Here is a 20,799-nt window from a genome sequence, read left to right on the forward strand (position 1 = left end):
GAGGGCCCGTCGATCAGCCCCGCGACGCCATCGACCGTGAGTCGAGGGGGGCTCCAGCACGGTGCCCGAGCCTGGGTCGCGGACGACCGTCGGCAGCAGAGGATCGGATGGCAGTGACGAAAGGAACCCGCACCCCCCAGGTACTCGTGGCGGGGGCCGGCCCGGTGGGGCTCGCCCTGGCCTACGAACTCGCCCGCCGTGGAATCCCGTTGCGTCTCATCGACGCCAAGGACGCGCCCGCGACCACCAGTCGCGCCGTCGCCACGCATCCGCGCACGCTGGAGGCGTACGACCAGATGGGTCTGGTCGAGGAGATGCTCAAGCGGGGCCGGGAGATCCGCGCCTTCACCCTCTTCCAGGACGGCCGTCGGCTGGCCCGCCTCGACGCGGACTACTCGACCATGCCGACCCGCTTCCCGTTCACGCTGGCCATCGAGCAGACGGCGACCGAGGAGGTGTTCCGCGACGCTCTCGCGGACCTCGGCGTGGTCCCGGAGTGGGGCACGAGCCTGGAGCGAATCTCGCGCGACGACGACGGGGTGACCGTCGTACTGAGCCACACCGGCGGCGAGGACGAGACGGTCCGCGTCCCGTGGCTGGTCGGCTGCGACGGCGGCCACAGCACCGTACGCCGCTCCCTCGAACTCCCGCTGATCGGCGAGGCGAACCAGACCTGGCTGCTGGCCGACGCGCCCATGACGAGCGAGCTGCCGCCCAACAGCATCTACTGGGTGCGCACCGACGGTGGCACGCTGATGGCGGTGCCCCTCGCCGACGACCGATGGCGCCTGCTGGACACCGCAGAGACCGACTACGACGGCGACCCCGGCCATCTCGCGGCGCGCTTCGAGCGCAAGCTCAGCCAGGGCCTAGGCCACCAGGTGCGCATCGGCACGCCCAGCTGGGTGTCGGTCTTCACGGCCCAGCAGCGCATGGTCCCGAACATGCGGGTCGGCCGCTGTCTGGTGGCGGGCGACGCCGCCCATGTGCACAGCCCGGCCTCCGGCCAGGGTATGAACACGGGCATCCAGGAAGCCGTCAACCTCGCCTGGAAGCTGGCCATGGTCATCGAGGGACATGCCCGCGCGGAGCTGCTCGACAGCTACACGAGCGAGCGCGTGCCGGTGGGTGAGGCGCTCCTGGAATCCACCAAGAAGGCCACCCAGATGATCGAGCTGCGCAGCCGGTTCACGGACCTCGCGCTGCCCGTGATCTTCGGTGTGGTGAGCCGGGTGGCCCCGATCCGCAAGCGGATGCAGCGGGAGATGCTCGGCGGGATGTCCGGGCTGCTGCTCTCGTACGCGGATCGCACCCTCACCGCCCCGGACAGCCACGACGGCAGCGGCCCCCGTCCGGGCGCCCGGCTCACCGAGGTCACCGACTCCGATCTCACGGGCACCGGCTGGCCCGCGCTGCTCGCGGCGCTGCGCCGGCCCGGCTGGCTGCTGCTGGCGGCCGCCTCGCCCGGCGACCCCGCCGTCGCGGAGACGGTCCGCCGGGCGCGTGCCGCGTACGGGTCCTGGCTGTCGGTGCTGAGCGTCACCGAGGCGAAGTCGGCCACGGACCCCGAGGTGATCCCCGACGGCGACGGGCGGGTGTCCGACCGGCTCGGTCTGTCTCCCGGCGGATGGCTCCTGGTCCGCCCCGACGCCTATCTGCTCGCCCGCGGGTCCGCCCTGTCGCCGGCCGCGCTGTCCGACGCGCTCGGCCGGCTGCCGCTCGCCCGTCGCGTCTGAGGAGCCCTGATGGATCTCGGACTGACCGACCGGGTCGCCCTGATCACCGGGGGGACCCGGGGCATCGGCGAGGCCACCGTGCGCGCCTTCGCCGCCGAAGGCGCCCGCGTCGCGCTGACGTACGCCGGCTCGAAGGACAGGGCGGCCGAGCTGGCCGTCGAACTCGGCGGCCCGGAGCGGGCCCTGGCGATCCGCTACGACCTGGCCGACCCCAGTTCGGTCGAGGACCTGGTGCCGGCTGTCGAGCGGCACTTCGGCGCGGTGGACGTGCTCGTCGCCAATGCCGTGCGGCGGCCCGCGGCCCGCCCCGGACCGGGCTTCGAGCATCTCGACCCGGCAGCCTGGACCGCGTATCTCGACGACAACCTGACGGCGACGATCCGCACCGTGCAGACCGCGCTCGCCGGGATGCGCGCACGCGGCCACGGCCGGATCGCGCTGATCTCCTCGCACCTGACGGCCAAGGGGCAGGCGGGGCAGGAAATCTACACGGCGGCCAAGTCGGCGCTGCACGGCTTCGCGCTCAGTCTGGCCCGCGACGCCGGACCCGACGGCGTCCTGGTCAACGTGGTCAGCCCGGGGCTCACCACGACCGAGGGCGCCCTGCGGCACTTCCCCGCGGCCGTCCTGGAGAAAGCGGCCGCCGCACTGCCGACCGGGCGCCTCGGCAGCCCGGAGGAGGTCGCCAGGACTGTCGTCTTCTACTGCTCGGCGGCCAACGAGAACATCACCGGCGAGCTGGTCTCCCTGGTCGGGCGCGGGTGACCCCACCCACGCCCGGTCCCTCGCCGCGGGCCGCCCGCCCGCACTCACCGTGGAAGGAACACCAGTGGTCAACACCCAAGCCCCCGTGGGCGAATCGGTCGTCGTCGAGGCGCCGGCGAAGGTCGTCCTCGACCTGATCGCCGACCCCGATCCGCTGCACTACCTCTCCCCCACCATCGTCTACGCCGACCGGGTCACCGCCGGCCCGGACAAGGACCGGGTGACGGTGTGGACGATCACCGAGACCGAGCAGGTGTGGTCCCGCACCCAGCAGCGCACCCTCGACGCCGACGGCCTGCGGGTCACCTTCGAGGACACACCCGAATCCGCCCTCGCCGGAGTGCGGGGCGAGTGGCTGCTGCGCGCGGTGTCGGACGACAAGACCGAGATCGAGCTGAAGCAGGACACGAGCGCGCTCACCTCCCCCGAGGCCGTCACCCGGGCCGAGGAGGCACGGTCCGATCTGCTGTCCACGGTGGCGTACGCCGCCGCGAACCGGCAGGAACTGTCCGACCTGGTCGTCGACTTCCGTGACCCGCTCTTCGCCGCGGGGTCCGCCGAGGACGCGTACAAGATCCTTTACGAGGCCGATCGCTGGCCCGAGCGGCTCGCGCACGTCTCCCGGATCGACATGACCGAGGAGGTGCCGGGCATTCAGTTCTTCGACATGGACACCACGACGTCCGACGGCGCCCCGCACACGACCCGTTCGGTGCGGATCTGCTTCCCGCACTCGAAGATCATGTACAAGCAGATCGGGCTGCCCGCGCTGCTGGCCGCGCACACCGGACACTGGCTGTTCACCCCGACCCGCGAGGGGATCGTCATCGAGTCCCGGCATGTCGCCGTCATCAAGCCGTCGGCGCTGTCGATCCTCGGCGAGGGCACCACGGTCGAAGACGCCCGCCGCTATCTGCGCCGGGTGCTGAGCACCAACTCCATGACCAATCTGCGGCTGTCCAAGGAGTTCGCGGAGGAGCAGGCGCGTGCGTGAGCCCGTCGAGCGCCTGGACGACCTGCCGCGGCGCGCCGCCGAGGCCGACCCGGACGGTGTGGCCGTCCGCACGGACCACGGCGACGCGCTGACCTTCGGCGAGCTGGAACGGCGGGTGAGCGGCTGCGCGGCGCGGATCCGGAGCCTGGCGGGCGGACCCGGCGTGGTCGTCGCGATCACCTCCGTCCTCCATCCCGACTTCGCCGTGGCGTACTTCGGGACGCTGCGCGCGGGCAATGTCGTCGTGCCGGTCAACCCGTTCCTGCGCGCGAAGGGGCTGGAGGCTCTGGTCGCCGCGAGCGGGGCGCGGCTGGTGCTCACCACACAGGAGATCGCCGGCCAGCTCGGCGGCGGGGTGCCCTCGCTGGACATCGGCGACCGGGCACTGTGGGACACCGAGCTGCTCGCGGACGTACCCGCCGTCGGTCCCGACGACATCGCGTCCGTGCACTTCACCAGCGGTACGACCGGCGAGCCGAAGGGCGTGCGGCAGACGCACCGCAACCTGGCGGTCAACGCGGCGCAGACCGTGCACGCCCACGGCCTCGACAGCACCTCGGTGACGGTCAACCACCTGCCCACCTACCATCCGATGCATCTCAACTCGGCACTGTTCGCGGGTGCCGAGCAGGTGCTGGCCACCGATCCGGATCTGGCCGCGTCGCTGCGGACGGCGAACGAGGCGCGGGCCACCCGGTACTACAGCCTGCCGATGCGGCTCAGCCGTCTCGCCGTGCGTCCGGACCTCGCGGAGCTGCGCCTGGAGACCGTACAGGCCGTCTTCTCCGGCGGCTCCGCGCTGCCGGTGCCGGCGGCACGGACGCTCGGCGACCACTTCGGGATCCCGGTCCTTCAGGGGTACGGGCTCGCCGAGACCGCGCCGATGACCCACTGCGGGAGCCGCACCCACCCGAAGGACGGTTCCTGCGGGCCGCCGGTCCCGCTCACCGAGTGCCGGATCGTGGATCTCACCACGGGCAAGGCCCTCGGCCCCGGCGAGCGCGGCGAGATCCAGGTACGCGGCCCGCAGTTGATGAAGGGGTACCTGGGTGAGCCCGACGGGGCGGCCGTCGACGCCGAGGGCTGGTTCGCCACCGGGGACGTCGGCCAGGTCGACGAGGACGGCTACCTGTTCGTCGTCGACCGGCTCAAGGACGTCTTCAAGTGCGACAACTGGCTGGTCTCCCCACAGGAGATCGAGCAGGTGCTGCTCGCGCATCCCGCCGTCGCGGACGGTGTGGTCGTCGACCACCCGGACGAGTTCAGCGGTGCCGTCGCGGTCGCCCTCGTGGTGACCCGTCGCCCCGAGGAGCAGGAGGCCCTCGACGCGATCGCCGCGGACGTCAACTCCGGCCTGCCGTACTACCAGCACATCCGGCACATCCGGGCGGTCCCGGAGATCGCCCGGTCCGGCGGCGGAAAGATACGCCGCCAGGATCTGCGCCGGCTCTTCGAGGATCTGCTCGTCACGAGCGAGTGAAGCCCGCCCACCCTTGCCCCAGTTAAGGAGTACGACCATGGTGACCCTGATCAACAAGTTCACGGTGACGGGCGAGATCGACGCGTTCCGGCGCGCCATCGCCGAGGTCAGCGCCTATATGCAGGCGCAGCCGGGCTTCATCAGCCACGAGGTGTACCGCTCGATCGGCAAGCCGAACATCTTCGTGGAGACCGCCCACTGGGACGACCCCGACTCGCACAAGAAGGCCGTGCAGAGTGACGAGTTCCGCAGCCGCGTACGCGGCCTGGCCGGGCTCGCCACGCCGGACGCCGACCTGTACACCCCGGTCGGCGACGACCACTGACGTCACACGAAGGGGCCCCCGGGAGATTCCCGGGGGCCCCTTCGGCATCACGTCCCGCTCACCCGGGCGTGCTCACCCCGTCCTTGGTGACACGCCGCCGGCTCACCTTGAGCTCGCCCGCCTCGCGGACGAGGACGTCCTCGCACACACAGCTCATCTTCACCTCGGGCTCACCGCCCACCAGCGTGCCGATGATCAGCGCGTAGCACCTCACGTGCAGCGAGCCGTCGGCCGCCGCTTCCACGGCGAGCATGCCGTGCCAGTGCCGGCGCACCTCGCCCGCGGCCACCAGCCCCTCGTGCGTGGAGCGCACGGCCTGCGCGAGGGCGGACCGTCCGACGACGGGTTCGGGCCGGTGCTCCGGCGCGAACTCCCCGTCCTCGGTGAAGGTCTGGGCCCACTCGTCGGCCCTGCCGCTGTCGAGGAGCTGCATGTGGCGGGCGTAGAACTGCTGCACCTCGGTGTAGAGCGCCTCCTGCACGCGCGCGGTGTCGAGCGTGGTGTCGGTCATACGGTCCTGCCTTCGTGATCGGGGTGCCGACAGTGCGCCGAGCCCGCGAAGAGGCTCAGCGGAGTTCGTAGGTGAGGTTCAACGGGGCTTGCACTCCAGGACCGCCCAGTCGCCGACGGCCGGCTCGCAGTCCAGCTCGAATCCGCCGGCGGCGAGCAGCTCGCGCCATTCGTCGAGATTGCGCTCACGGCCGCCCATCACCACCAGCATGTCCACGTCCAGGAACTTCGCGGTGTCCCAGGTGTTGCCGGGTGCCACGACCTGTTCGAGGACGAGCAGCCGCCCCGCGGAGTCACCGATCGCCTCGCGTACCCGGCGCAGGATCTCCACGGCCTTGTCGTCCGGCCAGTCGTGCAGCACGGTCTTCAGGACGTACGCGTCGCAGCCGGCCGGGATCGGATCGGTGAAGAAGTCGCCGCCGACCACGTCGACCCGCTCGGCCACCTCCCGTTCGCCGAGCAACTCCCCGGCGGTGTCCGTGACTTGGGGGCGGTCGAACAGAACACCCCGGATGCCGGGGTGGCGGCGGAGGATCTCGGCGAGGAAGTAGCCGCGGCCGCCGCCGACGTCGGCGAGGACGGGGAACCGTGAGAAGTCGACGCGGTCCAGGTAGAGGCCGCCGAGCCGACGGCTGATGGTGGTCATGGCGTCGTCGAAGACCTCGCCGGCCTCCGGGTTGGCCTGGAGGTACTCCCAGAAGGACATGCCGTTCGCCGCGTCGAAGCCCGGATGGCCGGTCCGCGCGGAGTGCAGGATCGACCCGAACGAGCCCCAGAAGAAGCCGGATCCGTCGAGCAGCACGGCGTCCCGCACCCCGTCGGGCAGGTCGGTGCGCAGTCCCTCGGCGATCGGGGTGAGGGCGAACTGCCGCCCGTCGAGCTCCTGGAACACGCCGAGCAGCGCGGCACAGCGCAGCATCCGGTAGAGCGCGGCCTCGTCGGCACCGACGGCGTCGGCGAGTTCGGTGACCGTGCGCGGGCCCTTGATCAGCTGGTCGGCGACATTGAGTTCGGCCAGCGCGTACACGACCGCGGAGAACCGCTGGCCGTTGGCGAGGAGCATCAGCCGCTGGCGAAGCGAGACGTCCGGCCGGTCGACGAAGGAGTACGCCGCCTGAGTTTCTTGGGTCATGTGCGTCAGCCCTCGTTGTCGTCGATGAAAGCGACCGCGCGGGTCCAGCCGGCTCCGGCGCCCGCGATCTTCACGGGGAAGCACGAGAGGGTGAAGCCGTGCCGGGGCAGCCGGTCCAGGTTGGCGAGGCGCTCGATCTGGCAGAACTCGCGGTCGCGGCCCGTGAAGTGGGCGGGCCACAGGACCGACCGGTCCCCGGTCCGCTGGTAGCGCTGGAGGATGTCACCGAAGGGCGCGTCCAGGCTGAACGCGTCGGTGCCGATCACCTTCACTCCGAGGTCGAGCAGGAGGTGCACGGCGGGTCCGTCGAGCCCGGCGAAGTTCGTGAAGTATTTCTCCGTACCGGCCCACCGGTCGGCTCCGGTGTGCAGGAGCACGATGTCGAGGGGCGCCAACTCGACGCCCACCCGGTCCAGTTCGGCTTGAATCCGGTCGGCGCCGACGGCGCCGGGGGGCGCGTCGGTGAGGTCGAGCACGACGGCGGGCCGGTGGAACCACTCCAGGGGAAGCTCGTCGATCGTGCGCGGCGGGCCCTCGCGGTAGGAGGCGCGGGTGCCGTAGTGGGCGGGCGCGTCGATGTGGGTACCGGTGTGGGTGGTGAGCCGCAGTGTGTCGATCGACAGCAGTTCGCCGTCGTCGAGCACGCTCGGGTCGAATTCGATGCCGAAGTGCTCACGCATCTCCTCGGCCATGTGCCGGGCGCCCTCGGCCGGTGTGATCACCTCGTGGGTCACCGGTTCGGGCTCCCAGCCCCGGGCGTCGACGGGTGATGACAGATCGACCAGTCTCATCCGCGATCACTCCTTCTGGTTGACGGTGAAGAGGTTGTCGGCGACCCGGATGCCCGGGGCCCCGAAGGCGATCCGGTTGGTGAACTTGGTGCCGATCGGGGTGCGCATCACGACACGGGCGAGCTTCGGCCGCAGGAAGGTGGCCAGGCTGTCGGCGGAGAGCATCATCCGGCTCTGCACGGCCTGGAACTTCATGACCGCCTTGATGTGCGGCCTGCGGATCCGCTCGAACTCCGCGAGGCGCCCGGCGCTCGTGTCGCCGTCCGCGACGGCGGCGAGCAGGATCGGGTGGAGCAGCGCCGCGTCCTGGACCGCGAGGTTGATGCCCTGGGCGCCGAGCGGACCGTGCGTGTGCGCGGCGTCGCCGATGAGGACGAGGCCGTCGCCGGTCCAGCGTTCGGCGGCGGCGCCGAACACGTCGAGGAGCGAGACGTCGGCGAAGCTGTGCAGGGTGCCTTCCACCCGGTCCGCGAACTGCGGGGTCGCCGCGGCGATCCTGCGGCGCACCTCGCCCATGCCCAGCGGGGCGAGTTTCTTCCACTCCCCCTTGGGCAGGGTCCAGCCCATCTGGAGGGCGCCCGGGTGCGAGTCGTAGGCGAGCACGGGATTGCCGCCCGCGCGGTTCACCATGACCTCGCCGAGGGGCTCCTCGGCGGGCAGCCGGAACCAGACCACGTCCTGGTCGAAGACATCCTGGCGGACGTGGTCGATCCCGGCGAGCCGGCGCACCTGCGAGTGCCGCCCGTCCGCGGCGACGACACAGGCGCCGCGCACCGTGTAGGTGACGTCCTGAGCCTTGGCGTACACACCGCGCACGGCCTCGCCCTCACGGATCAGGCCGTTGACCCGCGCCACCAGGTAGCGGAAGCCCGGGAACTCCTGGCACCTGTCGAGGAGTTCGGCGAGCAGGTGCGCCTGGGGCAGACTGAGCAGGTAGTTGTACGGCGGCTGGAGCTTGCGGTACTCGAAGGCCATCAGCACCCGGCCGTGCTCGACGAGCCGGAACCGCTCCAGGACGTGCGCGCCGCGGTCGGTGGCGCCCTTGAGGACGCCGATCTCGTCGAGTACGGCGAGGCCGCCGGGCTGGAGGATCTCGCCGCGGTACTCGCGGCTGAGCGAGGAGCTGCGCTCGACGACGGTGACGCGCGCTCCGGAGCGCAGCAGCAACAGCGCCAGGGTCATGCCCGCCGGGCCACCGCCGACGATGCAGATGTCGGTCTGTTCTTCCGTCTGCTCTGCCGTCTGTTGTTCTTCCGTCTGCTCTTCCATGTCGGTCTCCTGTCAGGCCAGCAGGCTCAGGCCGCCGTCGGCGGAGACCACATGGCCGGTGATCCACTGGGCCTCGGGCAGACAGAGCAGCGCCACGGTGTCCGCCACGTCCCGGGGTGTCGCGAGGCGTCCGGCGGGGGTGCGGGCGCCGATCGCGCGGGCGACCTCCGGGCGCGTGGTGTCGGCCCCCTTGTCGAGCTTGGAGGCGGAGACCGCGTTGACCGTGATGCCGCGGCCCGCCAGTTCCACCGCCACGAACCGGGTCAGGCTCTCCAGGGCCGCCTTGGCGACCCCCAGGCTGACCATGTGGGGAGCCACGCCGCGGGCGACGCTGGCCGACACGACGATGATCCGGCCGCCCTCGGACATCAGGTCCGCGGACGCCGCCGCGGACGCCGCGAGCGGCACCACCGCGGTCGCCGTGTCGGCGTACACCTCCCTCAGGCGCATGCCGAGCGTCGGCATGGGGTGCGCCGAGGCGGCCGAGTGGACCAGGAGGTCGAGGCGTCCGTGCCGCTCGCGCACCTCGCGCATCAGCTCGGGCAGCGTCGAGGCCCGGCGCGCGTCGGCGCGCAGGGTCGCCAGGCTGCCCGGCGTGTCCTTCAAGTCGGCGAGCAGAGCCTCGGCGTCCGCCTCCGAGTGGGCGAACGTGGCGATGACGTCGCAGCCGGACACGGCCAGCTTCTCGGTGACGGCCCGGCCCACTCCGCGCGTTCCGCCGATGACGAGGGCGCTCTTGCCCTTCAGGCCGGGCAGCGGCGGTACTTCGCTGCGCGTGTGCGGTTCCGACACGGTGCACTTCCTCTCGCGGTCCGGGCCGCCGCGGGCTGCCTTCGGCAGACGGGCCCAGCGGGTGAGTTGAGTGCTGTCACCGTGTCCCAGGACGGTCGATCGTCGCTGGAGCCGGGGCGGAGCGCGCGGGGAGCGGTCGCGCCGGCGGCCGCTTCGACCGGCGGTCCAGTTCCCGTCTAGGGGAGTTGACGATGCTGGTGTCATGACAGCTCCCGCTCTCGAAGCCGTGACGAACCTCCGCAGACTCGCTCTCGCCGCCGGTCACGCGGCCGCGCTCCGCGCCGCGGCGCAGCTGGGTGTCGCCGACGCGCTCGGCGAGGAACCCGCGACCGCCGCCGAACTGGCGCGCGCGGTCAACGCCGAACCCGGCACGCTCGACCGGCTGTTGCGCGCGCTCAGCTCGCAGGGCGTGTTCACCGCCCAGGGCGACCGCTACGCACACACGCCGGTCTCCCGACTGCTGCGCACCGACACCCCGCGCAGCCTGCGCGACATGGTCCTGTGGGCCACCGAACCCTGGACATGGGACGTGTGGCCGCACCTCGCCGACGCCGTACGCACCGGCAAGGGCGGTTTCAGCGAGGCGCACGGCAAGGACTTCTTCACCTATCTGTACGAGGACGCGCCGGAGTCGGCCGAGGTCTTCAACCGGGCCATGACACAGGCCAGCCGGCTCTCCTCGGCGGCGATCGCGGAGTCACTCGACCTGCGCGGTGACCTCACGGTGGTGGATGTCGCCGGCGGCCACGGCGACCTCATCGCGACCGTCCTGGAGCGCGATCCGTCCCTCCAGGGCGCCCTGTTCGACCTGCCCGGTGTGCTCCCCGACGTCGACCCGCGGCTGCGCGAGGGCGGTGCGCTGCACGACCGCTGCCGGCTGGTGGCGGGCGACTGCCGGGACTCGGTGCAGGTCGAGGCGGACGTCTTCATCCTGAAGAACGTCCTGGAGTGGGACGACGCGGGCACCGTGGCCGCGCTGCGCAACGTGGCCGCCTCCGCCCGTCCGGGCGGGCGGGTCGTCGTGATCGAGAACCTGGTCGACGGAAGCCCGGAGACGGGGTTCACCACGGCCATGGACCTGCTTCTGCTGCTCAACGTCGACGGCAGGAAGCACCTGCGCCAGAGTCTGCTGCGCCTGGTGGAGGAGGCCGGTCTCACCGTGACCGACGTCCGGCCCGTCGGGCCGTATCTGCACATGATCGACAGCCGTGTTCCCGAACGCCGGGACACGGGTAGCTGACGGCCGCGGGAAGACAACAGCCGTCCACCTCCGTCCGGGGCTCCACGCCCCGGGCGGAGTGCGCCCGGCGAGCATTTATTACTTAGCGGTATCCGAAAGCTGATGGCACCAATAAATCGTGCGCGAGCTATTTTCCCGGTTGCCTTTCAAGGAATATTCAGTGGGAAACGCTCGACGCCACACGGTCGAGAATCGCCAGGGAGTCGGCCATGGGGTCGAAGCACAGCATCGCGTGCTGCAGACCCCGTATGCGTGGGGACGGTTCGAGACCCAGGTCGGTCACCAGACGATGCCGGTACTGGTGGAAGGAGTCGAGCGCGGCGGACAGCCGGCCGGCCCGGAACAGGGCCAGCATGTGCTTGACGCGGATCCCCTCGTGCAGGGGGTAGCTGCCCACCAGGACGGTCAGTTCGCTCTGCACTTCACGGTGCCGGCCGAGCCGCAGGTTGGCCTCGATGCGCATCTCGGTCGCGGCGAGCCGGCTCTCCTCCAGGCCGCAGATCTGCGGATAGAGCAGTGGCCCCGGGCGTACGTCGCTCAGTGGGGCGCCACGCCAGAGTTCGAGCGCGCGGGACAGCAGCCCTTCGGCCTTCTCGTTGTCGCCCTGCTCCAGGAACTTCTGTCCCTGCTCGACCAGGGTTTCGTACGCGCTGAGGTCGTGTTCGGTCTGGTCGGCCTGCAGGAGGTACCCCGGGACCCGGGTGACGAGCGCGTCCGACGGAGGCTGGCCCATCACCTGTGAGATGTCTCGGAACATGCGGCGTAACTGCAGGACGTACGTCTGGAGCGTCGTGGACGCGCTGCGCGGTGGGCGCTCGTCCCAGAGCTCTTGGATCAGGGAAGCCGTGGACACCGCACGGCCGGGCTCGAGCATCAGCATCGCCAGCACACTGCGAGGCTTGGGTGCCGTCAGGATTTCCGCCACTTCGACATCATTGATGGTTAACGTACCGAGCACTCCGAGCTTCATCTTGCTACCCCCAGGATGGCCAAAAACAACTTACCCCCGCAGTCAGTGCTGCTAAGGCGATCCGAGACGAATCAGATTATCACGAGAAGACATCAAGAACATGACTTACTCGCGAGTTTTAAGATCAGGACTGCACACAGAATGTGCTGGACCTAATTAACCAGCGTCATGCTCCAAACGTGGACACAGTCCGTTACCGTTATTACCCCTCCCTTTGAACAAAGCTTTGACCTATGCGCCACTCAGGGTGATCCACATACCAGCGAACAGTCTCGGCCAGTCCCTCGTCGAAGGGGATACGAGGAGTGAAGCCGAGCCCGCGCAGCTTGCCGGCGTCGAGGCTGTAGCGACGGTCGTGACCCTTGCGGTCCACGACGTGCTCCACCATGTCCCAGCCGCGGCCGCAGGCTTCGAGCAGGCGCCGCGTCAGCTCACGGTTGGTCAGTTCCGCGGTGCCCGCGATGTGGTAGACCTCGCCGGGCGCACCGCGTTCGGCGACGAGCTGCACGCCACGGCAGTGGTCCTCGACGTGCACCCAGTCGCGGATGTTGCCGCCGTCCCCGTACAACGGCACCTTCCGGCCCTCCAGCAGCCTGCTGATGAAGAGCGGGATGACCTTCTCGGGGAACTGGCGCGGCCCGTAGTTGTTGCCGCAGCGGGTGATCGACACGGGCAGGCCGTGCGTGACCGCGTAGGCACGGGCCACCAGGTCGCCGCCGGCCTTGGACGCCGCGTAGGGCGAGCGGGGCCGGAGCGGGGCGTCCTCGTCCCACGAACCGGCGTCGATGGATCCGTACACCTCGTCCGTCGAGACCTGCACGATGCGCGGAGTGCCCGCCTCCAGGCAGGCCTGGAGCAGGGTCTGGACACCGAGCACGTTGGTCCGTACGAATTCCGCGGCGCCGGTGATGGAACGGTCGACATGCGATTCCGCGGCGAAATTGACGACCACATCCTGGCCGGGTATGACCTTGCCCAGCAGCTCGGGGTCGCATAAATCTCCCCACACCAACTCGCACCGCACATCGTCCAAATTGGCTGGATTTCCGGCGTAGGTCAGTTTGTCGAGAACCGTCACCTCCGCGTCGGCATATGCGGGATACTCCCCGGCCAGCACGGCGCGCACGTAGTGCGAGCCAATGAAACCGGCGCCACCGGTGACAAGAATCCGCGGGCCGCTCATGACGCGATCTGCACACGGCTGCGGTCCCCGAGGACGAGACGGTGGGCGGACGGCGGTTCGGGGGTGCGGGTGATCTCCACGTCCTGGCCTATCAGCGAGGACTCCAGCGGCCGCACCCCGGTGATCGAGGCGCGCGGCATGACGATGGAGTCACGGATCCAGCTGTCGGCGATGCTGCAGTCCTCGGCGATCGAGGTGTAGGGGCCGATACGGGAGTTGGTGACGGTCGCGCCGGAGCCGATCACAGCGGGGCCGACGACCACGGAGCCGGTCACGCGCGCCCCGGGCTCGACGACCACCTGGCCGTTGATCTCGCTGTCGCGCACGATCCCGGCGCTGGACGGTTCCAGGGATCGCAGCACCAGGCGGTTGACCTCCAGCATGTCGGGCACGTTGCCGGTGTCCTTCCAGCAGCCGGTCATGACGGCGGCCTCCGCCCGCAGATCGTGGTCGATGAGCCACTGCACCGCGTCGGTGATCTCCAGTTCGCCACGGGCCGAGGGCTCCACTTCGGCGACCGCCTTGTGGATGGCCGAGCTGAACAGGTAGACGCCCACGACGGCAAGATCGCTCCGTGGTCGGCGGGGTTTTTCCTGAAGTCCCGTCACCCGGCCGTCGGCGGACACCTCGGCGACGCCGAACTGCCGGGGGTCGTCGACCTGCGCGAGCATGATCTGCGCGGCGGGCCGCCGCTCCCGGAAACGCTCCACGAAGTCGGTGATGCCGTCGAAGACGACGTTGTCGCCCAGATACATCACGAAGTCGTCGTCCCCGAGGAAGTCGCGGGCTATCTTCACGGCATGGGCCAGACCGAGCGGCTCCCGCTGCCACAGATAGGAGACCTCCAGGCCGAACCGCGAGCCGTCGCCGACGGCGGCCTGGATCTGGGCACGGGTGTCGCCCACCACGATGCCGGTCTCCGTCACCCCCGCGGCGGCGATCGCTTCCAGACCGTGGAACAGCACCGGCTTGTTGCCCACCGGCACGAGCTGTTTGGCCAGCGTGTGGGTGATCGGCCGCAGCCGGGTTCCTGAACCGCCGGAAAGCACGAGCGCTTTCATGAGCTGAACCTTCCCTACGAGGCGTTCGGTGGTTTCACCTGTGCGGGACCCAGGTCCTGGATCCCTCGGGCGGCCGGTCCCGGCTCCAGGAGCCGGCCGACGAGCCCGGTGTCGTGCCGGGCCGTGCTGAACTCGTCGCTGTCGACGACCGAGCGGAGGAAACCCGCCGTGGTACGCATGCCCTTGCCCTCGACACGGACCTCGTCCAGGGCCCGGCCCATCCGGGCCAGCGCGAGCTCCCGGTCGGGTGCCCAGACGGTGACCTTGGCGAGCAGCGGGTCGTAGAAGACGGAGATGCGCGAGCCTCGGCGCACATGGGTGTCCACGCGCACGAACGGGCCCGACGGCAGGGCGAGTTCGTCGATGACTCCGGGGGTCGGTGTGAACTCCCGGTCGGCGTCCTCGGCGTTGATGCGGCACTCGACGGCGCAGCCGCGGGGCGCGATGTCCTGCTGGCCGATCCGCAGCGGATGGCCCGCGGCGACCCACAGCTGCTCATGGACCAGGTCGATGCCCGTGACCAGTTCGGTGACCGGATGCTCGACCTGGATACGGCAGTTGACCTCCATGAAGTAGAAGCGGCCGCTGTCGTCGTAGAGGAACTCGAAGGTGCCCGCGCCCACATAGCCGGCGGCCTTGGCGCCCTGGACGGCGTGTTCCGCCATCGCGGCGAGGACGTCCTGGTCCAGGCCGGGTGCCGGGGCCTCCTCGATCAGCTTCTGGTGGCGGCGCTGCACCGAGCAGTCGCGCTCGCCGAGGTGGATGACGTTGCCGTAGCGGTCGGCGAGCACCTGGATCTCGACATGCCGCGCGGACTGCAGATAGCGCTCCAGATAGACCCTGCCGTCCCCGAAGACGGCGGCGGCGTGGCGCCGGGTTTCCCGGTAGACGGCGGGGAACTCGTCCGCGCCGTACGCCACTCCGATACCGCGGCCGCCGCCGCCCGCGACCGCCTTGACGACCACGGGAAAGCCGATCTCGGCGGCAAGCGCCTCGGCCTCGCGGGACGAGGAGACGGGGTCCAGGGTGCCGGGCAGCAGGGGCAGCCCGGCATCGGCCATGAGGGCCCGGCAGGTGGACTTGTCCCCCAGCGCCTCCATCACCTCCGGGGGCGGGCCGATGAAGGTGATGCCCTCGGCGGCGCACACCTCGGCGAAGTCGGCGTTCTCGGAGAGGAATCCGTAGCCGGGGTGGATGGCGTCGGCTCCGGTGCGCCGGGCGGCCTCGATGACGGCCGGGATACTGAGGTAACTGGCCTGAGCCGAACCGGGACCGATACGGACCGCCTCGTCGGCGTACCGTACGACTTCGCTGTCGGTGTCCTCGGTGGAGTACACGACGGCGACCCGGATGCCCAGTTCCCGGCAGGCGCGCGCGACGCGCAGCGCGATCTCACCCCGGTTGGCGATGAGGACGGTGCGGAACACGGCGCCTCACCGCCCGTCGGCCGGGACGAGGGAGCACAGTGGGTCGCCGTACTCGACCAGGGCTCCGTTGGGCTGAAGGAACTCGTCGATGACGCCGTGCCGGTCGGACTCGATGGGGATCATCAGCTTCATCGCCTCGATGAGGCCCACCTGTTGGCCGGGCACGACCGTGTCCCCCTCGGTCACGAAGGGTTTGGCGCCGGGTTCGGGCGCCCGGTAGAAGACCCCGACCGTCGGAGCGTGGATGTGGTCGAGCGGTGACCGTACGGCCGGTGCCGCACCGCTCGGGGCCGGTGCGGCCGTCGCGGGCGAGGCGGGTGCCGGTGCGCCGGCCGCCGCGGGGGCCGCGCCCGGCCAGTCCATCTCGATGGTGACGGGGCCGACCGTCACACGGACCGCGGACGGCGGAACGGGGGCCTCCGACAAGAGCTCGATCATGCTCGTCTTGGCGGCCTCCAGGACCGAGGGAAGGGTGTCGGGGCCTCCGTCGCTCATCAGAGCGTCGAGGGTGGCAACGCTGTCGGGCGTGGGCATCTCACTACCTCTCCGGTACCGGGCGGTCGGGCGGTGTCTGAGCTTCCGAACACGCGGAACCGGGCCCGCCGCCTGGCCAGCAGTTGATCGGTGGTCAGCTCTGTCAGTTCTTCGAGCAGCGGCCGTACGGCACCGGCGAGGCGCTCCGCCGTGGTCCGGTGATCGCTCTGCGCACCACCCTCGGGTTCGGGGACGACTCCGTCGACGACCCCCTGAGCGAGCAACTCCCGTGCGTGCAGCCCCAGTTCGCGGGCCGCGAGGGGTGCCGCGGCCGGGTCGCGCCACAGGATCGCGGCGCATCCCTCCGGGCTGATCACCGAGTAGACGGCGTTGCTCAGTGCCAGCACCCGGTCGGCGACCGCGAGCCCGAGAGCGCCTCCGCTGCCGCCCTCCGAGACGATCACGGCGACGATCGGCACGGGCAGCCCGGACATCAGCCGCAGGTTCTCGGCGATGGCCACGGCCTGGCCGCCGCGTTCCGCCTCGACGCCCGGGTACGCGCCGCTGGTGTCGACCAGCGTGAGCACCGGGATGCCCACCTTGGCGGCCAGCCGCATCAGCCGGGCGGCCTTGCGGTAACCGGCGGGCACCGGCATGCCGAAGTTCCGCTCCCGCAGCGCCGCCGCGGTGTGTCCCTTCTGCTGGCCGATCACCATCACGGGCCGGCCGCCGAACAGACCGACTCCCGCGACCGTGGCCGGGCAGTCACCGCCGAGCCGGTCGCCGTGCAGTTCCTGGAAGTCCTCGACGAGCAGGCCGATGTAGTCCAGGGCGGTGGGGCGTTCGAGGTTCCTGGCCAGGCGGACGGCCTGCCAGGGGTCGAGGTCGGGGACCTGTTCCGGGTCGGTGAGCAGGACGGAGTCCGCAGTGTGGGGCTCCTCCTCCTGGACGTGCTCCGCGGGAGCCAGCGCGCCCAGCAGCCGGGTCAGGGTCGCGCGCAGCTCACCGCGCGGAGCGACCACGTCGACCTGGCCGTGCTCCCGCAGGAACTCCGCGCGCTGGAAGTTCTCCGGCAGCCGCTCGTTGATGGTGCGCTCGATGACGCGCGGTCCCGCGAAGCCCATGCGGGCCCCCGGCTCGGCCACGATCACATCGCAGAGCGTGGCGAACGAGGCGGCCACTCCTCCGTACACCGGATCGGTGATGACGGAGACCGTGGCGATGCCGGCCTCGTCGAGGGCGAGCAGGGCCTGGCTGGTCTTCGCCATCTGCATCAGCGAGATCAGGCCCTCCTGCATACGGGCGCCGCCGGACGCGCAGACGATGATCAGTGGCCGACGCTCGGTGAGGGCCGTCTCGGCCGTGAGCGTGATGAGTTCACCGACGCCGCCGCTGAGGCTGCCGCCCATGAAGCCGAACTCCATGGCGACGAGGGCCACCTCGACACCGCCGATACGGCCGCGGACGGCGATCGCGGCGTCGTCGAGCCCGGTGCGTTCCCGGGCCTCGGCCAGCCGCTCGTGGTAGGGCCGGGTGTCGGTGAAGCCGAGCGCGTCGTCGGCGGTGCGCGGCACGCTGAGGAGGTCGGCCGACCCCGGGTCGAGAAGTTGGTCGAGTCTCTCCCGCGCCGACAGCCGCCGGTGGTGGCCGCACTCCGGGCAGACGCCGGCCGACCGGGCCAGCCGCTTGGCGTAGACGGGGCGCCGGCAGTGGTCGCACAGCCACCAGGCGGCCACCGCGGTCGTGTCGGCGGGGGCGGTCATGAAGTCGCGGCGATCTGGCGCCTGGCCAGTTCGAGGAGCCTGCCCGGCGTGCCGACCTCGTTGACCTCTTCGTCGGTCAGCTCGACGCCGTAGACCCGTTTCAGCCTGGCCGCGGTCTCCAGGACGGCCAGCGAGTCGTATCCGAGGTCGGCGAAGAGGACGTCCGCGAACTCCCCGTCGAGATCGGCGCTCTCGCCTTCGCCCGCGCACTCGCGCAGGATGCGGGCGAGTTCGCCGAGGGTCAGCTCTGGCATGGCATTTCTCCTCTGGATTGCTGAGCGGGGCAGGGCTCAGTGGGACGCGCCCACGACCATCGCGGAGTTGAAGCCGCCGAGGCCGCGGGCGACGACCAGCACGGCGCCCATACGGAGCTCCAGCGGCCGGTCGACGATCACCTGGAGCCCGTACCGGGGCGACGGCCGGGTGTGCGCCGCCGGGGGAAGGACGCCGTCGCGCAGGGCGAGCAGCGCGGTCGCGACGTCCAGTGGTCCCGCGCCCGCGCACAGCCGGCCGGTCAGGGTCTTGGGGATGGCGACCGGGAGCTCGCGCTCGCCGAAGACCGCGGTGAGCGCGGCGGCCTCCGCCCGGTCGAGGTGCGGAATGCCGGCTGCGTCGGCGAAGACGGCATCGATGTCATCGGGTGCGGCACCGGCGTCGGCGAGGGCGAGTTCGATCGCCCCGCGCAGCGCCGACGTGTCGTCGGCGGGTGCGGTGCCCGGCTTGGGGTCGAAGGTGGCGGCGTATCCGAGGAGCCTGCCGTGGACCTGGGGAGCGTGGCGTTTGCGGGCGGCCGCCTCGTCCTCGACGACCAGGATCGCGCCGCCCTCGCCCGGGACGAAGCCGGCGGCCTCCTCGTCGAACGGGCGGTACGCGAGTGCCGGGTCCTCCGCCGCGCTCAGCTGTCCGGTCGCGGTCTGGGCGATCCAGCCCCAGGGGCACAGGGATCCGTCGACCGCGCCGGTGACCACGGCGTTCAGGTCCCGGCGCAGCAGGCGCCGGGCCTGGGCGAGGGCGTCGAGGCCGCCCGCCTCGTCGGCGACCAGCACTCCGCTGGGGCCGCGCAGGCCGTGCCGGATGGAGATCTGGCCGGTGTTGACCGCGTAGAACCAGGCGAAGGACTGGTACGCGCTGACGTACTCGGGTCCCTGGCGCCACAGGTTGTCGAGTTCCTGGTGGCCGAACTCGAAACCGCCCGCGCTGTTGGCGGTGACCACGCCCACGCCGTACTCGGGCAGTTGCCCGGTGTCCAGGCCGGCGTCACGGATGGCCTGGTCGGCGGCGACGAGGGAGAGCCGGGTGGAGTGGTCGGTCTGGGGGATCAGCCGGCTGGGCAGATGGGCGGCGGGGTCGAAGCCGCGGATCTCGCCGGCCAGGGTGGCACGGTAGCGCTCGGGGTCGAAGCGGGTGATGCGGCCGATGCCGGAGCGGCCCGCGAGGGCGGCGCTCCAGTACTCCTCGGTGCTCAGGCCGTTCGGCGCGACGACTCCGATGCCCGTGACGACGGCTGCGTTCACCGCTGCGCCCGACCGGGCCGGGTGAGCACCATCGCGCTCTGGAAGCCGCCGAATCCGCTGCCGACGCTGAGGACGACGTCGAGCCGCGCCTCCCGTGCGGCCAACGGCACATAGTCCAGGTCGCATTCCGGGTCCGGCTCGTGCAGATTGGCCGTCGGTGGAACCGCGCCGTTCTCGATGGCGAGCGCGCAGGCCGCGAGTTCGACGGAGCCGATCGCACCGAGCGAGTGGCCGATCATCGACTTGATGGAGCTGACGGGCGTACGGCGGGCGTGGTCGCCCAGCGCCTTCTTGAACGCGGCGGTCTCGTGCCGGTCGTTCTGCTTGGTGCCGGAGCCGTGCGCGTTGATGTAACTCACCTCGTCCGCCGTCACCCGGGCCTCCACGAGGGCCGTCTCGATGGCGGCGGCCATCTCCTTGCCGTCCGGGCGCAGCCCCGTCATGTGGAAGGCGTTGCACCGTGAGGCGAACCCTCCGACGCCCGCGTACACATGGGCGCCGCGGGCCCGTGCCCGCTCCCGCTCCTCCAGCACGAAGACCGCGCAGCCCTCGCCGAGCACGAAGCCGTTGCGGCTGCGGTCGAACGGGCGGGAGGCGGTGGCCGGTTCGTCGTTGCGGGGCGTGGTCGCCCTGATCGCGTCGAAACAGGCGACGGTGATGGGCGAGATGGGCGCGTCGGTGCCGCCCGCGATCATGACGTCGGCCGAGCCCTCCTCGATGAGCCGTACGGCGTGGCCGACGGCGTCGAGTCCGGAGGTACAGCCCGTGGAGACCACGGAGCACGGGCCCTGCGCGCCGACGGCCCAGGCCACCTCGGCCGCCATCGAGCTCGGCACGAAGTAGTCGTAGAGGTGCGGGACCGCGAGGTCCGGGTCGACGAGCCAGTCGCGGCCGCCGTGGCTGGCGACGACGTACTCGCGTTCCAGGCTGGTGGTGCAGCCGACGGCGCTGCCGATGGTGACGCCCGTGCGGTAACGGTCGAGCTCCCCGGTTTCGAGGCCGCTGTCGCCCACCGCTTCGCGGGTCGCCACCAGCGCGAACTGGGTGGCCCGGTCGAGCCGGCCGGCCTCCTCGGCCGTGAGGCCTTCCGCCTCCGCGTCGAAGTCGCACTCGGCGGCCACGGTCGAACGAAAGGGCGAGGCGTCGAAATGGGTGATGGTACGAGTCGCGGTGCGGCCGGAGACCAGCAGATCCCAGAACGGTTTGCTGCCGATTCCGCCCGGAGCGACCACGCCGACACCCGTTATCACTACATCTCGGGCCATTCTGTTCATCCCCCGACATCTGAAGTGGATCCGGCTTTCCCTGTCGCGCCCCGAAGCATTCGGGGCATCGCTTGAGGCGACCTCGAACGCAAGTTGAAGGGACAGGCA

General features: G+C 70.9%; 20 protein-coding genes. 6 read left to right on the forward strand and 14 right to left on the reverse strand.

Features of this window, described 5'->3' with window-relative positions:
* The first annotated feature begins 113 nt into the window (after positions 1–113).
* From OG975_RS04355 to OG975_RS04375, 5 genes are all read left to right on the forward strand, one after another.
* Positions 114–1,736: an FAD-dependent monooxygenase gene (locus OG975_RS04355; RefSeq protein ID WP_406327547.1), complete on the forward strand. Its 1,623-nt coding sequence runs from the start codon at positions 114–116 to the stop codon at positions 1,734–1,736.
* 9 nt (positions 1,737–1,745) lie between these two features.
* The gene (locus tag OG975_RS04360) at positions 1,746–2,501 is read left to right on the forward strand and encodes an SDR family NAD(P)-dependent oxidoreductase (protein ID WP_406327549.1); all 756 of its coding nucleotides are present in this window, start codon (positions 1,746–1,748) and stop codon (positions 2,499–2,501) included.
* A 64-nt stretch (positions 2,502–2,565) separates the two neighbouring features.
* Positions 2,566–3,495, forward strand: coding sequence for an SRPBCC family protein (locus tag OG975_RS04365; protein WP_406327550.1), 930 nt, complete (start codon positions 2,566–2,568; stop codon positions 3,493–3,495).
* Positions 3,488–4,975 carry a class I adenylate-forming enzyme family protein gene (locus tag OG975_RS04370; protein WP_406327552.1) on the forward strand — a complete coding sequence of 496 codons (1,488 nt, stop codon included), beginning with the start codon at positions 3,488–3,490 and terminating at the stop codon, positions 4,973–4,975. Before OG975_RS04365 ends, OG975_RS04370 begins: the two co-directional genes overlap by 8 nt.
* 37 nt (positions 4,976–5,012) lie before the next feature.
* Positions 5,013–5,300: an antibiotic biosynthesis monooxygenase family protein gene (locus OG975_RS04375; protein ID WP_330302495.1), complete on the forward strand. Its 288-nt coding sequence runs from the start codon at positions 5,013–5,015 to the stop codon at positions 5,298–5,300.
* Between the two features lie 58 nt (positions 5,301–5,358).
* Here OG975_RS04375 and OG975_RS04380 read toward each other — a convergent pair whose 3' ends face one another.
* The 5 genes from OG975_RS04380 to OG975_RS04400 all read right to left on the reverse strand — a co-directional run bounded on the left by OG975_RS04380 (position 5,359) and on the right by OG975_RS04400 (position 9,794).
* Positions 5,359–5,811: a nuclear transport factor 2 family protein gene (locus tag OG975_RS04380; RefSeq protein WP_406327553.1), complete on the reverse strand. Its 453-nt coding sequence runs from the start codon at positions 5,809–5,811 to the stop codon at positions 5,359–5,361.
* A 78-nt stretch (positions 5,812–5,889) separates the two neighbouring features.
* A complete protein-coding gene (locus OG975_RS04385; RefSeq protein ID WP_406327555.1) occupies positions 5,890–6,942 on the reverse strand; it encodes a methyltransferase in 1,053 nt (350 codons plus the stop codon).
* 5 nt (positions 6,943–6,947) lie between these two features.
* Positions 6,948–7,733 (reverse strand): cyclase family protein, encoded by a 786-nt coding sequence (locus OG975_RS04390; RefSeq protein ID WP_406327556.1) that lies wholly within the window; start codon positions 7,731–7,733, stop codon positions 6,948–6,950.
* A 6-nt stretch (positions 7,734–7,739) separates the two neighbouring features.
* Positions 7,740–9,002, reverse strand: coding sequence for an FAD-dependent monooxygenase (locus tag OG975_RS04395; RefSeq protein ID WP_406327558.1), 1,263 nt, complete (start codon positions 9,000–9,002; stop codon positions 7,740–7,742).
* 12 nt (positions 9,003–9,014) lie between these two features.
* The gene (locus OG975_RS04400; protein WP_330302500.1) at positions 9,015–9,794 is read right to left on the reverse strand and encodes an SDR family oxidoreductase; all 780 of its coding nucleotides are present in this window, start codon (positions 9,792–9,794) and stop codon (positions 9,015–9,017) included.
* 202 nt (positions 9,795–9,996) lie between these two features.
* Between OG975_RS04400 and OG975_RS04405 the strand changes: the two genes are divergently transcribed.
* Positions 9,997–11,034 (forward strand): methyltransferase, encoded by a 1,038-nt coding sequence (locus OG975_RS04405; RefSeq protein WP_327426479.1) that lies wholly within the window; start codon positions 9,997–9,999, stop codon positions 11,032–11,034.
* 157 nt (positions 11,035–11,191) lie between these two features.
* On the opposite strand, the gene OG975_RS04410 is transcribed toward OG975_RS04405, so the two are convergent.
* From OG975_RS04410 to OG975_RS04450, 9 genes are all read right to left on the reverse strand, one after another.
* Positions 11,192–11,959 carry an AfsR/SARP family transcriptional regulator gene (locus OG975_RS04410; RefSeq protein WP_327426480.1) on the reverse strand — a complete coding sequence of 256 codons (768 nt, stop codon included), beginning with the start codon at positions 11,957–11,959 and terminating at the stop codon, positions 11,192–11,194.
* Positions 11,960–12,206: 247 nt separating this feature from the next.
* Complete coding sequence (rfbB, locus tag OG975_RS04415) at positions 12,207–13,187, reverse strand: dTDP-glucose 4,6-dehydratase (protein ID WP_406327560.1); 981 nt, start codon at positions 13,185–13,187, stop codon at positions 12,207–12,209.
* The gene (locus OG975_RS04420; protein ID WP_369255424.1) at positions 13,184–14,248 is read right to left on the reverse strand and encodes a glucose-1-phosphate thymidylyltransferase; all 1,065 of its coding nucleotides are present in this window, start codon (positions 14,246–14,248) and stop codon (positions 13,184–13,186) included. Before OG975_RS04420 ends, rfbB begins: the two co-directional genes overlap by 4 nt.
* Before the next feature lie 14 nt (positions 14,249–14,262).
* Positions 14,263–15,675 carry an acetyl/propionyl/methylcrotonyl-CoA carboxylase subunit alpha gene (locus OG975_RS04425; RefSeq protein ID WP_406327562.1) on the reverse strand — a complete coding sequence of 471 codons (1,413 nt, stop codon included), beginning with the start codon at positions 15,673–15,675 and terminating at the stop codon, positions 14,263–14,265.
* A 6-nt stretch (positions 15,676–15,681) separates the two neighbouring features.
* Positions 15,682–16,209: an acetyl-CoA carboxylase biotin carboxyl carrier protein gene (locus OG975_RS04430; RefSeq protein ID WP_406327564.1), complete on the reverse strand. Its 528-nt coding sequence runs from the start codon at positions 16,207–16,209 to the stop codon at positions 15,682–15,684.
* Positions 16,170–17,912, reverse strand: a complete 1,743-nt coding sequence (gene accA / locus OG975_RS04435; RefSeq protein WP_406327566.1) for an acetyl-CoA carboxylase carboxyl transferase subunit alpha — start codon at positions 17,910–17,912, stop codon at positions 16,170–16,172. Before accA ends, OG975_RS04430 begins: the two co-directional genes overlap by 40 nt.
* Positions 17,909–18,166, reverse strand: coding sequence for an acyl carrier protein (locus OG975_RS04440; protein WP_381251613.1), 258 nt, complete (start codon positions 18,164–18,166; stop codon positions 17,909–17,911). The genes accA and OG975_RS04440 overlap by 4 nt, the downstream gene beginning before the upstream one ends.
* Positions 18,167–18,202: 36 nt before the next feature.
* On the reverse strand, positions 18,203–19,426 hold the full coding sequence (locus OG975_RS04445; protein ID WP_406327568.1) for a ketosynthase chain-length factor: 1,224 nt from the start codon (positions 19,424–19,426) through the stop codon (positions 18,203–18,205).
* Positions 19,423–20,691, reverse strand: a complete 1,269-nt coding sequence (locus tag OG975_RS04450; protein ID WP_406327569.1) for a beta-ketoacyl-[acyl-carrier-protein] synthase family protein — start codon at positions 20,689–20,691, stop codon at positions 19,423–19,425. The genes OG975_RS04445 and OG975_RS04450 overlap by 4 nt, the downstream gene beginning before the upstream one ends.
* Between the last annotated feature and the right edge of the window lie 108 nt (positions 20,692–20,799).

The organism is Streptomyces sp. NBC_00203 (assembly GCF_045206325.1).
In the GTDB taxonomy this organism is placed as follows: Bacteria; Actinomycetota; Actinomycetes; order Streptomycetales; family Streptomycetaceae; genus Streptomyces; species Streptomyces lutosisoli.

What these genes read in the sequence shown, in the direction of transcription:
- OG975_RS04360 (WP_406327549.1), top strand. Translation starts at nt 1,746, where the DNA reads ATGGATCTCGGACTGACCGACCGGGTCGCCCTGATCACCGGGGGGACC.
- OG975_RS04375 (WP_330302495.1), top strand. Translation starts at nt 5,013, where the DNA reads ATGGTGACCCTGATCAACAAGTTCACGGTGACGGGCGAGATCGACGCG.
- OG975_RS04380 (WP_406327553.1), bottom strand. Translation starts at nt 5,811, where the DNA reads ATGACCGACACCACGCTCGACACCGCGCGCGTGCAGGAGGCGCTCTAC.
- OG975_RS04385 (WP_406327555.1), bottom strand. Translation starts at nt 6,942, where the DNA reads ATGACCCAAGAAACTCAGGCGGCGTACTCCTTCGTCGACCGGCCGGAC.
- OG975_RS04390 (WP_406327556.1), bottom strand. Translation starts at nt 7,733, where the DNA reads ATGAGACTGGTCGATCTGTCATCACCCGTCGACGCCCGGGGCTGGGAG.
- OG975_RS04395 (WP_406327558.1), bottom strand. Translation starts at nt 9,002, where the DNA reads ATGGAAGAGCAGACGGAAGAACAACAGACGGCAGAGCAGACGGAAGAA.
- OG975_RS04405 (WP_327426479.1), top strand. Translation starts at nt 9,997, where the DNA reads ATGACAGCTCCCGCTCTCGAAGCCGTGACGAACCTCCGCAGACTCGCT.
- rfbB (WP_406327560.1), bottom strand. Translation starts at nt 13,187, where the DNA reads ATGAGCGGCCCGCGGATTCTTGTCACCGGTGGCGCCGGTTTCATTGGC.
- OG975_RS04420 (WP_369255424.1), bottom strand. Translation starts at nt 14,248, where the DNA reads ATGAAAGCGCTCGTGCTTTCCGGCGGTTCAGGAACCCGGCTGCGGCCG.
- OG975_RS04430 (WP_406327564.1), bottom strand. Translation starts at nt 16,209, where the DNA reads ATGCCCACGCCCGACAGCGTTGCCACCCTCGACGCTCTGATGAGCGAC.
- accA (WP_406327566.1), bottom strand. Translation starts at nt 17,912, where the DNA reads ATGACCGCCCCCGCCGACACGACCGCGGTGGCCGCCTGGTGGCTGTGC.
- OG975_RS04440 (WP_381251613.1), bottom strand. Translation starts at nt 18,166, where the DNA reads ATGCCAGAGCTGACCCTCGGCGAACTCGCCCGCATCCTGCGCGAGTGC.
- OG975_RS04450 (WP_406327569.1), bottom strand. Translation starts at nt 20,691, where the DNA reads ATGGCCCGAGATGTAGTGATAACGGGTGTCGGCGTGGTCGCTCCGGGC.